At 69.0% G+C, this 12,860-nt stretch carries 12 protein-coding genes; 11 read left to right on the top strand and 1 reads right to left on the bottom strand.

The window, feature by feature from the left end; all coding sequences use genetic code 11:
• Nucleotides 1–178: 178 nt before the first annotated feature.
• Genes K0O64_RS30145 through K0O64_RS06390 form a run of 4 tightly spaced genes read left to right on the top strand, consistent with a single transcriptional unit; the run spans nucleotide 179 to nucleotide 6,111 of the window.
• Nucleotides 179–3,403 carry an Ig-like domain-containing protein gene (locus tag K0O64_RS30145; RefSeq protein ID WP_220046219.1) on the top strand — a complete coding sequence of 1,075 codons (3,225 nt, stop codon included), beginning with the start codon at nucleotides 179–181 and terminating at the stop codon, nucleotides 3,401–3,403.
• Nucleotides 3,404–3,413: 10 nt separating this feature from the next.
• Nucleotides 3,414–3,800, top strand: a complete 387-nt coding sequence (locus K0O64_RS06380; RefSeq protein ID WP_071947268.1) for a (deoxy)nucleoside triphosphate pyrophosphohydrolase — start codon at nucleotides 3,414–3,416, stop codon at nucleotides 3,798–3,800.
• 12 nt (nucleotides 3,801–3,812) lie between these two features.
• A complete protein-coding gene (locus K0O64_RS06385; protein WP_071947267.1) occupies nucleotides 3,813–5,027 on the top strand; it encodes a cytochrome P450 in 1,215 nt (404 codons plus the stop codon).
• A gap of 4 nt (nucleotides 5,028–5,031) precedes the next feature.
• A complete protein-coding gene (locus K0O64_RS06390; RefSeq protein WP_071947266.1) occupies nucleotides 5,032–6,111 on the top strand; it encodes a hypothetical protein in 1,080 nt (359 codons plus the stop codon).
• A 7-nt stretch (nucleotides 6,112–6,118) separates the two neighbouring features.
• On the opposite strand, the gene K0O64_RS06395 is transcribed toward K0O64_RS06390, so the two are convergent.
• Nucleotides 6,119–6,763, bottom strand: coding sequence for a GNAT family N-acetyltransferase (locus K0O64_RS06395; RefSeq protein ID WP_071947265.1), 645 nt, complete (start codon nucleotides 6,761–6,763; stop codon nucleotides 6,119–6,121).
• 112 nt (nucleotides 6,764–6,875) lie between these two features.
• Here K0O64_RS06395 and K0O64_RS06400 point away from each other — a divergent pair, with 112 nt between their 5' ends.
• The 7 genes from K0O64_RS06400 to K0O64_RS06430 all read left to right on the top strand — a co-directional run bounded on the left by K0O64_RS06400 (nucleotide 6,876) and on the right by K0O64_RS06430 (nucleotide 12,847).
• Nucleotides 6,876–7,775 carry a PaaI family thioesterase gene (locus K0O64_RS06400; protein WP_220046220.1) on the top strand — a complete coding sequence of 300 codons (900 nt, stop codon included), beginning with the start codon at nucleotides 6,876–6,878 and terminating at the stop codon, nucleotides 7,773–7,775.
• Nucleotides 7,776–7,964: 189 nt separating this feature from the next.
• Nucleotides 7,965–8,408 (top strand): 50S ribosomal protein L13, encoded by a 444-nt coding sequence (gene rplM, locus K0O64_RS06405; RefSeq protein WP_071947263.1) that lies wholly within the window; start codon nucleotides 7,965–7,967, stop codon nucleotides 8,406–8,408.
• On the top strand, nucleotides 8,405–8,908 hold the full coding sequence (gene rpsI, locus K0O64_RS06410; RefSeq protein WP_425574749.1) for a 30S ribosomal protein S9: 504 nt from the start codon (nucleotides 8,405–8,407) through the stop codon (nucleotides 8,906–8,908). Before rplM ends, rpsI begins: the two co-directional genes overlap by 4 nt.
• 307 nt (nucleotides 8,909–9,215) lie before the next feature.
• Entirely contained in the window at nucleotides 9,216–9,683 is a 468-nt protein-coding gene (locus K0O64_RS06415; protein WP_071947262.1) for a hypothetical protein, read from the top strand.
• A 153-nt stretch (nucleotides 9,684–9,836) separates the two neighbouring features.
• Nucleotides 9,837–11,174, top strand: a complete 1,338-nt coding sequence (glmM, locus tag K0O64_RS06420; RefSeq protein ID WP_220046221.1) for a phosphoglucosamine mutase — start codon at nucleotides 9,837–9,839, stop codon at nucleotides 11,172–11,174.
• Nucleotides 11,175–11,222: 48 nt separating this feature from the next.
• A complete protein-coding gene (locus K0O64_RS06425; protein ID WP_220046222.1) occupies nucleotides 11,223–11,504 on the top strand; it encodes a type VII secretion target in 282 nt (93 codons plus the stop codon).
• Nucleotides 11,501–12,847, top strand: a complete 1,347-nt coding sequence (locus K0O64_RS06430) for a hypothetical protein (protein WP_220046223.1) — start codon at nucleotides 11,501–11,503, stop codon at nucleotides 12,845–12,847. Before K0O64_RS06425 ends, K0O64_RS06430 begins: the two co-directional genes overlap by 4 nt.
• Nucleotides 12,848–12,860 lie beyond the last annotated feature (13 nt).

Raw genomic sequence — 12,860 nt, forward strand, 5'->3', positions numbered from 1 at the left:
CACCGGTTGACGTCCGAGGGGAAGGCCGAGAAACCGGGACATCTGTCTCAAATCCGGGACGTGTTTGCCAGGAGGTGCTACGTTGCGAGCGTTGCTCGACATTTCCGTCTCAAAAAGCGGGGCGGCGTCAGGGGCGATTCGCACATCAACTTTCGGGGAGCTGATGAATTCCTTTGCCATGCCTACGTTCACCCATGCACATCCCGACGATCGTCGGCCTTTCTGGTTGCGAACGCTTCCCGCGGAATTCGGCGGATGGCTCGGTGCGTCTGCGGTAGCCATCGGCATCGGTGCGGCACTGGCCTCGATGCCGGCGACGGCGTCGGCCGACACCGGCAGCCAGGCCGGCACGGCGGGTCCGAGCACGTCCAGCAGTAGTACAAAGTCCACCGGCCAGCACCGACCGGCCACGCGCTCGAAGCCGCCGGCCGCGTCGAAGTCGTCGAAACCGGCCGCCAAGACGGCCACCGCGGTCGCCGAGACGGACGCCACCGTGAAAGCCCCTGCGGCAGCACGCGCAACGTTGCCCAGAGCGGCAGCGGTACCGGCACTGCCGACTCCCCAGGACGTCGTCGCGATCTTCTTCAGCAACGGAACCGCCAACCACCCCAACGCCGGCATCATCGCCGGCAACGGCTACTCATGGACGGCCGACACCTGCACCGGCAGCACGGTGTGCCGCGGCGGCAACGGCGGAATGTTCGGCGATGGCGGCGCCGGCTTCAACGGCGGGAACGGCGGCGCGGCGGGCTGGTTCGGCAACGGTGGCGCCGGCGGGGCGGGCCTGGAAGCCGGCAGCGGCGGCAGGGGCGGTCGAGGTGGACTGATCGCCGGTAACGGCGGCGCGGGCGGAGCCGGCGGTGAGGCATTCGCGCAGGGGACCGCGGGCGGCAACGGCGGAAGTGCCGGCATGTTCGGCAACGGCGGCAAGGGCGGTGCGGGCGGCGTCCTGGCCGGCGAGGCGGAGGTCACCAGCACCGGCGGCCAGGGTGGTGACGGCGGCACCGGCGGCCTCTACTTCGGCAACGGCGGTGCGGCGGGCGCCGGCGGCAACGCGATCCCGATCGGCGCCAAGGGCGGCGACGGCGGGCACGGTGGCAACACCGGACTGATGTCGGTGTGGGGTTACGGCGGTGCCGGTGGCGCGGGCGGCGCATCCACCAACGGCGGCAGGGGTGGTGACGGCGGTAGCGGCGGCACATTCTCGGTGTTCGCGATCGGCGGCGCCGGCGGAGCAGGCGGCACCAGCCCGTACTACGGAGCCACCGGGGATCACGGCGGCGACGGTGGACACGGCGGCAGCGGTGGCTTGTGGTCGGGCAACGGAGGCGCGGGCGGTGCCGGTGGATTCGGCGGGGGTGACGGCGGTGCCGGCGGCAATGTCGGTCTGCTGTCGGTCTTCGGCAGCGGCGGCGCCGGTGGCAACGGCGGTACCGGACAGACCGGTGTGCCCGGTACGAGCCCGGTCGTCGGACCCAACGTCGACGGCGGCACCGGCGGTGACGGAGGTCCTGGCGGCAAGGGCGGCGACGGCGGCAACGGGAGTTTCGTCTTCGGCAGTGGAGGCAACGGCGGCGTCGGCGGCCAGGGTGGCCAAGGCGGCCAAGGCGGTAACGCCAGATACCCCGGCACCGTCGACGACGGTGACGGAGCGCCCGGCGGAAACGGCGGCGACGGCGGCTTCGGCGGTGCCGGCGGTGCCAACGGTGGAGCCGGTGGCGCCGGCCGGTATCTGTTCGTCATTGCGGCGAACGGGGCCGCCGGTCGCAGCGGGGCGGGCGGCCGCGGCGGCAACGGCGGTGTCGGCTCGTCCGGCGGTTGGACGAACGATCCCGACGGCAACGGGGGCCTCGGTGGCTACGGCGGTACTGGCGGCGACGGTGGTGCCGGCGGCGCGAGCGCCGCGGGCGGTCGTGGTGGCAGCGGCGGTGCGGGCGGCCGTGGCGGCCTCGGCGGATTCACCAGCGGCACAGGCGGAGACGGCGGCAACGGCGGCTTCGGCGGCAATGGTGGTCAGGGCGGCGCCGGTGGTGGTGACGGCGGCGACGGCGGATGGGCAGGCGCGGCCGGCTCGGGCGGCAACGGCTTCAACAGCGGCAACGGCGCCATCGGTGGCAACGGCGGCAATGGCGGCAACGGTGGCCAGGGCGGCGGTGACGGCGGCGCGGCCGGCAACGGCGCCAGCGGCGGCTGGGGTGGTCTCGCCAGCGGCGGCACCGCCGGGAAGGGCGGCACCAACGGCGTCGCCGGAACCAACGGCGACCCGGGCGCACCGGCCTCGGCGGCGGCGGTCGCCGACAACACCGTCGCGTTGCGGGCGGCGGCATCGGCCGCACCGATGCAGACGCTCCAATCGATGTGGAGCGACCTCTCCCGCCAGTTCACCTACATCTTCTTCAACCGGACGCCGACGTTGTCGCCCACGTGGTATCTCCCGTCGGGCACCGGCAAGACGATTCGGGTGGACGCCAACGGGGTGAGCAACAACGGCTACCCCGTCACCTACGGCGTGAGCGTCCAACCGACGCACGGCACGGTCACATTCGATGCAGCCACCGGCACCTACCGGTACACGCCCAACGCCGAATTGGTCACACCGGGCATCACCGACCGCTTCACGATCCGCGTCGACAACGGCACGGCCGCGGATTTGCCTGGCGCGCTTGGCATGTTGCAGCAGGCGCTGCACACCATCGCGGTCCGGCTCGGTGTCGCCAAACCCGACACGGTCGAGCGCGAGATCGTGGTGACGGTCCCCGGCACGGGCTACTACGGCAATCGAGCCAACGACGTCTACTGGGTGAAGCAGAGCTACTCGAATTGCACCCTGATGGCGACAGCGATGGCGATCGGCCAGGTCACCGGAACCAAACCCGACGAAGCGACGATGGTCGATCTGGCCAAGACGTCCGCCAGCGTGGTGTACCCGGGCCGGCGGATGTATCTCGATGAGGACATCGCCAACGGGGTGGCCGTCAAGGACGCGGTCCAGCTGATGAACACCACGGACAGTTTCGGCGTCACCGCCTCCACCAAGCGGTACGGCGTCTACGACGAGGCCGGCAACCGGATCAGCGGCGCCACCGCCACCGACGCTCAGATCGCCCTGAATGATCTGGCGGCGGCGCTGGCCGTCGGCAACGCCACCATGGTCACGATCAACACCGACTCCGTCTGGAGCACCCAGCCGGAGTACCAGACGTCGGCGACGCCGAACTACACCCGCGCCAACCACGAGGCGGTGGTCATCGCCGTCGACCTCGTGGGCGGCACCGTGTACTTCAACGACAGCGGCCCGGGCTACGGCAAGGACATGGCCGTTCCGATCGGGGCGTTCCTCAACGGCTGGCAGAGCAACGACTACGAGCTGACCATCGTGAAGGCGAAACCCGCCACGACATAGGCTCACTCGCGTGAGCCAGATCGTCGTCGCCGGAGCGCTGATCTCCGGCGCGACGCTTCTGGTGGCGCAGCGGCAGCGCCCGCCCGAGCTGGCAGGCCTGTGGGAGCTGCCGGGCGGCAAGGTCGCGCCGGGGGAGAGCGAGCCCGACGCTCTGGTGCGGGAGCTGCGCGAAGAGCTCGGGGTCGACGTGGTCGTCGGCGACCGGCTCGGCGCCGACGTTGCTGTTGGCGAGTCCCTGATCCTGCGGGCCTACCTGGTCGCACACACCGGCGGCGCCGTCCATCCGCACGATCACCGCGCGCTGCGGTGGGTCGGCGCCGATGAACTGGACTCGCTGGACTGGGTGCCCGCCGATCGGGCCTGGCTGCCGGAGCTCTCGAAACGCCTTGGCGCGTGAGCCTGCCGCCCTATGATCTGGGGCGTGCTCACGGACGTCACCGCCGGCGTCGATCTGATGGACGGCCGGTTCTACGCCAGTAGCGAGGCGCGTGACGCCTACCGCTGGATGCGCACCAACCAGCCGGTCTTTCGCGACCGCAACGGGCTGGCCGCCGCCGCGACCTATCGGGCGGTGATAGACGCCGAGCGGCAGCCAGAGTTGTTCTCCAACACCGGCGGCATCCGGCCCACCACACCGCCGTTGCCCCACATGATCGACATGGACGATCCCGAGCATCTGTTGCGGCGCAAGCTGGTCAACTCCGGGTTCACCCGCAAGCGGGTCAGGGACAAAGCGGAATCCATTGACGCGCTGTGCGATACGTTGATCGACGCGATCTGCGAGCGAGGCTCGTGCGACTTCGTCCGTGACCTCGCCGCGCCGCTGCCGATGGCCGTCATCGGCGACATGCTCGGTGTGGCACCCGAAGACCGGGACACGCTGCTGGGGTGGTCCGACGACATGGTGGTGGCCCTGAGTTCGGTGGCCACCGAGGAATCGCTCACCTCAGCAGCCAACGCGCTGACCGCCTACAACGAGTTCATGGCCGGCTTCGTCGCCGAACGCCGTCGCGAACCCGCCGACGATCTCGTCAGCGTCCTGATCGCCGCCGAGGTGGACGGCGAGCGGCTCACCGACGAGCAGATCTTCGCCGAAACGCTGCTGATCCTCATCGGCGGTGACGAGACCACCCGCCACACCCTGTCCGGCGGAATCGCCGAACTGAGCCGCCATCCGGACCAGTGGCAGGCATTGCGCGACGACACCGACCTGCTTCCCGCCGCGGTGGAGGAGATGCTGCGCTGGACGTCGCCGATCAAGAACATGTGCCGAATGTTGACCGCCGACACCACCTTTCACGGCACCGATCTGTACAAGGGCGAGAAGATCCTGCTGCTGTTCGAGTCGGCGAACTTCGACGAGACGGTATTCGGCGACCCCGACACCTTCCGAATCGACCGCAACCCCAACAACCATGTCAGCTTCGGCTTCGGCACGCATTTCTGCCTGGGCAACCAGTTGGCCCGCCTGGAGTTGACGGCGATGACCCGCCGGGTGCTGGCGCGCCTACCGGATCTGCGACTCGCCGACGGCGCCGAGTTGCCGTTGCGGCCGGCCAACTTCGTCAGCGGGCTGGAGACCATGCCCGTGCAATTCACGCCCACCGCACCGGTTTCGCGCTGAGATCGTGGGCGTCCTCCGATTCATCTGGCAGCGGGTGCTGGCGTTCGACCGGATCGGAACCCGCATCCCGCAGCTGATCCAAATCTGGCTGCTGGAACTGTTTTTCGCGTTGCCGCTGGCGTTCTTCATCGGCAAGGCCATCGACATCCACGGGGCGTTCGGGGTTCCGGGCACCGGAGAGTCCATGCCCGGGACGTTCTGGGCCGCACTCGTGATCGCCGTGATTGCCGGGTTCTTCTTCGTGCGGTCACTGGTCAAACCGCGCATCGTCAAAGGCTCATGGGCGCCGGTGGTCAAAGCCGACGTCGGCGACTTCACCCTGTACGCCACCAACAGCCGGGCCCGGGTCGACTACGTCTACCTGAGCAGCCACCCGTCGTACGCGCTGCTACTCCTGCTCACCGCGCCCATCCCCGCCGTCATGGTCGCCGCCACCGCCAACCAGGGCGACAGCACCTTCTACTGGCGCATCACCGGTATCGTCGGGCTGGTCACCCTCGCCCTGATGGCGTGCGCGCGGGTATTGGCTTGGTACGTCTTCAGATTCGGCCGCAAGCAGCTCGACGACCAGCTCTCGGTTCGGCCGGTGTCGCCGCGCAAGCTCAGCTGGGAAATCGCCTGGAAACCCGTACTGATGCTGATGGTGCTGATGTACGGGATCGTCTGCCTCCCGCTCGGCTGGATGTGGCTGGCCGAGAAACGGACAATCGCGCACCTGCCCGAAGTGACCGTGGCCGACGCCCGCGACCACGTCGGCGACTATCGCCGCGTGCAGGGCGCGCCGGCCTCGGACCCCGTCTACTGGGCGCCCCGCGGCACCGGCCGGGGCGGCAACAACTACGCCGGCGCCGGGATTCTCGTCGACCTCGATGACGGCGGACAGGCACTGTTGCTTGCGGAGTCGATGTCGGTGCCCGACTTCCGCGGCGTCATGAAAGACACCGGCAGCGGCCGACTGAACGCCACCGGCAAGGTGGTCGACGAGATCACGCCGGATCAGCGCACCTACTACGGCTTCGACCCGCAGGCGTTCGGCGCGGCACCACCGGGCGGACGGGTCATGCTGCTGCTGTCCTACCCGTGAGCACCGGCTATCGCGCAGTCTCCAGCTGTGTGCGCACTGCCTCGATACCGACCAGTCGGATATCGTCGCGGCGGATCGTGGCCCACCGGCCCGACGTCATCTCGAATCGCACCATCGTGTCGGGCTGGTCCCGGCGGGTCTCCACCGTGGTCCCCGTCTCGATGTAGGGCAGCGAGCGCGTCACCCCCAAAGAGGCGGTGTTGTCATGCCAGGCGCGCGTGACGGCCAGGTCGGCATCAAAGCCGGCGAAGATCAGATGCAGAGCCGCCTGCCGCATCTCCTTGCCGAGGCCCCGACCTTGATATGCGCGACCCAGCCACGAGCCGGTGGTCAGACTGCGGTTTTGCGGAAACGCCTCGGCGTGAACCGAACACATGCCGACCACATCGGCGTCGACCAGGACGGCGAGGTCCAGGTTCCACCGCGCAGGCGGCAGTTCGGCGCGGTTGCGCCAGTAGAACTGCAAGGCGTTGCGTTCCAGCTGCGGCGACGGGACATCAGTCCACGGTTCACTGAACGGCATGGTCGCCGGATCGTGAATGCCCTTGGCCGCCAACGCAGCCAGCTGTTCACCCAACTCGTCGCTGACGTAGCGCAGCACCAATCGTGGTGTCACCACCTGTAGATCGGCCAGCGGCCAGAGGTCAGCCACGACCAATCGGACCACGGACGGCGTTGGATCAGAAAGCGAATTATCGGCACATCTCGCCCTGATCGGCGCCGCGCTCGACCTCGCGTCCTGACGTGCGGCAAGATGCCGGGTAATGAGCACACCTAACGGACCCCAAGGGGCCTTCTGCGTCGGCTTCACCGGGGTCAGTGAGGCCGGCATCTCCCTGCAGCAGCAGGTGAGCTCGACGCTGGTCGACCACCGCGGCCTGGTGGAGATGCCGGCGTACGCGGTGATGGCCGAGTCGGTGACCAGCGGGGCCTACTGGTACTCGTTCGACGAGCCGGTTGCGACCGTCCAGTCCTGGCTGGCGTTGACCGCCGGCGCGCGGCCGCGGGTGGGGGACCGGCTGCATGCCGTGTCGGTGCTCGCGCATCACGACGCCGCCCACGGCACCGCGACGATGACCGTCACCAACGGAGCGCACGACGTGGTCTGCTCGGGCGTGGCCCGCGCGGTGCGGGTCGGCCGCACCACCGAGGCACTGCGAGCCGTGGAGAAGCGCGTCGTCGCCGAACCGGACGAGCTGCCCACGCCGCCCGACGTCGACACCACCGTCTCGGCCATCGACCCGGACTGGGACGGCCGGCGCATTCTGACCGCGATCAGCCGCGGCGACATCGCCCGCGGACCGCTGTGCGAACTGCTGGCCATGACCGTGGAGGTCGGCGACGACCCGACGATGACCGTCGAGCCGCAGTCGTGGATGGCCAACCCGCTCGGTGCCATCCAGGGCGGCGTCATCGCCTCGATCATCGGCCAGGCCTGCTCGCTGGCCGGCCAGGCCCACACCGCCCCCGGCGACCGCTACACCCTGGCTGACCTCAGCGTCTTCTATTTCCGGTCGCCGCCGGTCGACGGCCGCGCCCTCACGTTGACGACCTCGACTGACCGGGTCGGCGGCAGGATGGCGACGGTCGAGGCCGCGATGACCGACGCGGACGGCACCCGCTACGTCCGGGCCGTCGCCAACATCGCCTACGAGCGAGCGTGAGCGTTTTGACCTGCCAGGATCGTCGCAGGTAAGCTGCCACGTTGGCGTGCGGTACGTCGCGGATTCGTCCGCGGGGTAAGCCGGGATCTCGGGTCAGTGTTGGTCGCCGAGAAGCAACCCCCACCGTCGCGCTCCGACCGGCACCCGGGTCATACCGGGACTCACCCGAGAAGAAAAGAAGGTAGCGCTGTGCCTACGTACACGCCGAAGGCGGGTGACACCACGCGTTCGTGGTACGTCATCGACGCCACCGACGTGGTGCTCGGCCGGCTCGCCGTCGCGGCAGCAAACCTGTTGCGCGGCAAGCACAAGCCGACATTCACGCCGAATGTGGACGGTGGCGATTTCGTCATCGTCATCAATGCCGACAAGATCGCCGTCAGCGGCGACAAGCTCCAGACCAAGATGGCCTACCGTCACTCGGGTTACCCCGGTGGTCTGCGGGCGCGCACGCTCGGCGACGAGATGAACAAGCATGCCGACCGTGTGGTCGAGCGGGCCATCGTCGGGATGCTGCCGCACAACAAGCTGAGCCGGCAGATCCAGAAGAAGCTCAAGGTCTACGCGGGCCCGGATCATCCGCATGCCGCCCAGCAGCCGATTCCGTTCGAGATCAAGCAGGTGGCCCAGTGAGCGAAACGACAGACGTGACTGAGGTCGAGGTGACCGAGGTCTCCGACGCAGGTGAGGTGACCGAAGCCCCCGAGGCCGCTGCCGAGAGCACGCCGCGTGCGCCGGTCATCATCGACCGACCCATCCAGACCGTCGGCCGCCGCAAGGAGGCTGTGGTGCGGGTTCGGCTGGTGCCGGGCACCGGCCAGTTCAACCTCGACGGCCGCAGCCTGGAGGCGTACTTCCCGAACAAGGTGCACCAGCAGCTGATCAAGGCTCCGCTGGTGACCGTCGATCGGCTGGAGAGCTTCGACATCTACGCCCACCTCGACGGCGGTGGCCCCTCGGGTCAGGCCGGTGCGCTTCGCCTCGCGATCGCCCGCGCGCTGATCCTGGTGCAGCCGGAGGACCGCCCGGCCCTGAAGAAGGCCGGCTTCCTCACGCGTGACCCGCGTGCCATCGAGCGCAAGAAGTACGGCCTCAAGAAGGCCCGCAAGGCGCCGCAGTACAGCAAGCGCTGATCTGCCGCGTATCTACGCAACGACCCACCGGGCGTCGTCCAGCTTCACCGCTGGCGGCGCCCGGTGCGTCGTTTGTGGCCTGGCTCACACGATGTGTGGCCTGCTCAGCGTGCGTGTCGCGATCAATTATTAAGTTTTGGTTTGAGTGCATGGTCGTTCGGAAAGCCTGTGGGAGGCCGGCGGCAACGTCGGCTGCCCGAGGTAGGAGGCGGGACCCTTCGGGGGGTCGGTGTCCTCCTTCGGGGCTGTGAGGTGATGACTCCCGCAGCCTTGACTCCCTGCCAATACAGGAAGAAAAGGAGCGAACATGAACACGTTCACGAAGACGGCCGCTGGTGCGGTTCTCGGCGGGTCGCTGCTCGTCGCGGGTGGTTTCGGACTCGCGAGCGCGGCTCCGGAGGCCCCTGCGCCCCAGCCCCAGGCCCAGTCGGTGGTGGGTGACGGCAAGGTCAACGTCACGCTTTCCGTCAACGGCCAGCAGCTGGGCGTCATCCAGGATGTGACGCTGACCAACGCTGAGTCCCTCGCGACCGCGGTGTGCCCGGGTGATGACCTGGCCTCGCGTCTCGGCGAGCTGGACACCAACCAGATCCAGACCCTTCCGGTGTGCGCCAGCGCGACCGCCGGCCTGAGCTACACCTTCACCCAGAACGGCCCGGGTAACTCCGAGGTCGCCCAGGGTCAGGGTCACGGCAACGGCAGCATCGGTTCGCCCACCACGAGTGCGGTCCCGACGCCCGCGCCGGCCGAGACGCCGATGACCGGCACCCGGTAATCAGTTAGTACAAGCAGCGCACTGCCCGCACCCGCACTGGGTGCGGGCAGTGTTCGTTGTCAGTCGTCTCGGAGCAGTTGCGGTTGCGCAGCGACACGGTGTTTTACCTCGTCGGTTGTGTCAGGGGCGGCCATTTGTGAGAGGTTTGTCCGCATGGGTCGACTGTTCGGGACCGATGGTGTCCGCGGCGTCGCCAACCGGGAACTGACCGCTGAGCTGGGCTTGGCGTTGGGAGCGGCGGCGGCGCGCCGCCTGGCCCCAGTGCGAAGCTCGGGTCGGCGGGTCGCGGTGATCGGCCGCGATCCGCGGGCCAGCGGCGAAATGCTCGAGGCGGCGGTGATCGCCGGTGTCACCAGTGAGGGTGTCGACGTACTGCGCGTGGGGGTCTTGCCCACCCCGGCGGTCGCCCACCTGACCGCCGCCTACGGCGCTGACTTCGGAGTGATGATCTCCGCCTCGCACAATGCCATGCCGGACAACGGCATCAAGATCTTCGGCCCCGGCGGCCACAAGCTCGACGACGACGCCGAGGACCGCATCGAAGAACTCGTCGCCCAGGGTCCCGGGCTGCGACCGGTGGGCGCCGACATCGGGCGCGTCCTCGACGCCCGCGACGCGCTGGAGCGGTACCTGAACCATGTCCGTGCGGCGGCGCCGGTCCGGTTGGACGGCCTCACCGTGGTGGTCGACTGCGCCAACGGTGCCGCATTCCAGGCCGCGCCCCGCGCCTACCACGCCGCCGGTGCCCGGGTCATCGCGATCAACGCCGAACCGGACGGCCTCAACATCAACGAGGGCTGCGGATCCACGCATCTGGAGCAGGTGCAGGCCGCGGTCCTCCAACACAGGGCTGATCTCGGCTTGGCGCACGACGGCGACGCCGACCGCTGCCTGGCGGTGGACGCGGCCGGCCGAGTGGTCGACGGCGACGCCCTCATGGTGATCCTGGCACTGGCCATGCGGGAGGCCGGTGAGCTGGCCTCCGAGACGCTGGTCGCCACCGTGATGAGCAACCTCGGGTTGCACATCGCCATGCGTGAGGCCGGTATTACGGTGCGCACCACCGGTGTTGGCGATCGCTACGTCCTGGAGGAACTGCGCGCCGGGGAATACAGCCTGGGTGGTGAGCAGTCGGGTCACATCGTGATGCCGGCCCTGGGCACCACCGGTGACGGCATCGCGACTGGGTTGCGGTTGATGGCGCGGATGGCGCAGACCGGCTTGTCGCTGGCCGAGTTGGCCGCACCGATGCAGACACTGCCGCAGGTGCTGATCAACGTCGAGGTCGCGGACAAGGCGACGGTGGCGGAGGCGCCCGAAGTGCAGAGCGCTGTGCGTGAAGCCGAGGCCGAACTCGGCGACACCGGACGAATCCTGTTGCGCCCCTCTGGAACCGAGCAGATGGTTCGCGTCATGGTGGAAGCCGCCGACGAGGACACCGCCCGTCTGCTGGCGGTGCGGATCGCCGAATCCGTCAGCGCGCAAAAATAATCTGACGCAGCCGGAACCGGATCGGGCGTTCGTGCGTCATACCCGGGTATGGGTAATACGCGCGTGGACTGTGTCGCGGTACGCGCTGCCGCACAACGTTTCGACGCTGCCGCAGGCTTGCTCGACGGTGCGGCGACGAGCCGGTTCGGTTTCGACGGCTCTGTTGCCGGACGGCTACATACCGCTCACGGCGACGCGGTGCGTCTCGCGCTGGAGCGGCTGACGGCTGCGGTGGTGCAGTGGTCACGGGCGGCCGAGGAGGTCGCCGCCGCGCTGCGGGTAACCGCCGACCGCTACGGTGACGCGGAGTTGCGCGCGGTGATCCGATGACACTGGATGTCACCGCACGGCTGGCGGCAGGGCGGCCGTCGGTGGACAACACTCAGGCCTACGTCACCGGCTGCCACGCTGTCGGATACCAACATCCAGACCTGACCGCACACCCGGGACAGATCGTCGAGTGGTTCTCCTGCGACGACGGTCTGGATTTGGCCGTGCTGGAGGCCGACTGTGCCGCGTTGCGGACTGCGGCGGCCGCCGCCGACGAGGCCGTGCGACTCTCGCGTGACGGGCTGGCCGCTCTGACGGCGGCGTGGGAGGGCGAGTCGGGTTCTGTTGCAGTCGGATTCGTCGGTCGCCATTGTTTTGCCGGGGCGGTGGTGGCGGCGGCACTGCGCGCAGCTGCCGAAGCGTGTGAAGTGTTGCGCGATGAGCTGGGACGCCGGATCGACGACAAGGTCGGCGCGGCAGTGTCGATCGACGATCGCCGCGCCGGTGAGCGGCCGGCATGGCTGGCCGCTGCGGCGACGGTGACGGGCGGGGGAGTGCAGCGGGAGCAGGCCGTCGAGGTCGTCACCCGACAGATCACCCCGTACGTCGACGCCGATATCCGTGGCGACTGGCTCACCGCCATGCGATCGACGACCTCAGCGGTCTCGGCCGCCTACGAGGATGCGCTACGGCAGCTGAATAGTTCCCCGACAGTGCATTTCGAGGTGCCGGGATCGCTGGGAGCGCCGCCGCCTTTCAGTCCGGTGCCGCCGGCTCAGACCGCACCTGCGGCTGCGTCGGTACGTGCCCCGTCACCGACTCATGCGCCCGTCGCGCCGCCGCCCATCGCCGAGCCGGAACCACTGATGCCGCAAGTGGCGACGAATACCGCACCGGCTCAACCACTTCCACCCGCGTCACCTGTCGAACCACCGCCGGCGCCGACGCTCGATACACCTGCGGCCACCGGCATGCCCGCCCTACCGACCATGCCCGATGTCGGTGGTGGCCTGTCCGGGCTGGTGGGCCAGATCACCGACGCGCTCAGCGGGTTGTTCGACAACATGCCGGATGATGCGGTGGACACCGGGGTACCCGAGCCCGACGACCCCGTCGACGAGAAGGACCCCGAACCGTCGGACCCGGCGAAGGACGGTGTGCCGGAGCAAGATCCGGCTGTCGAGGAGAAGCCAGTCGAGGATGTGGCGGCCGAAGAACCGCCTGCCCCGGCCGAACCCGCCGAACCCGAACCGGAACCCGAACCCGGGCCGCCACCGCCGACACTGTCACCGGAACCGGCGCCGCCACCAACACCGCCCCCGCCGCCACCGGTCGTCGAGCCGACCGACGAGCGGACGCCGTGTGAGATCGCCGCCGACGAACTACCGCAGGTCGGTCAATGACCGATCGTGAACG

Source organism: Mycolicibacterium pallens (genome assembly GCF_019456675.1).
Lineage (GTDB): Bacteria > Actinomycetota > Actinomycetes > Mycobacteriales > Mycobacteriaceae > Mycobacterium > Mycobacterium crocinum.

Bases quoted from the DNA above. Each gene is read 5' to 3' on its own strand.
- K0O64_RS06425 (WP_220046222.1), top strand. From the start codon at position 11,223: ATGGGTAATACGCGCGTGGACTGTGTCGCGGTACGCGCTGCCGCACAA.
- K0O64_RS06385 (WP_071947267.1), top strand. From the start codon at position 3,813: ATGATCTGGGGCGTGCTCACGGACGTCACCGCCGGCGTCGATCTGATG.
- K0O64_RS06415 (WP_071947262.1), top strand. From the start codon at position 9,216: ATGAACACGTTCACGAAGACGGCCGCTGGTGCGGTTCTCGGCGGGTCG.
- K0O64_RS30145 (WP_220046219.1), top strand. From the start codon at position 179: ATGCCTACGTTCACCCATGCACATCCCGACGATCGTCGGCCTTTCTGG.
- K0O64_RS06400 (WP_220046220.1), top strand. From the start codon at position 6,876: ATGAGCACACCTAACGGACCCCAAGGGGCCTTCTGCGTCGGCTTCACC.
- K0O64_RS06430 (WP_220046223.1), top strand. From the start codon at position 11,501: ATGACACTGGATGTCACCGCACGGCTGGCGGCAGGGCGGCCGTCGGTG.
- glmM (WP_220046221.1), top strand. From the start codon at position 9,837: ATGGGTCGACTGTTCGGGACCGATGGTGTCCGCGGCGTCGCCAACCGG.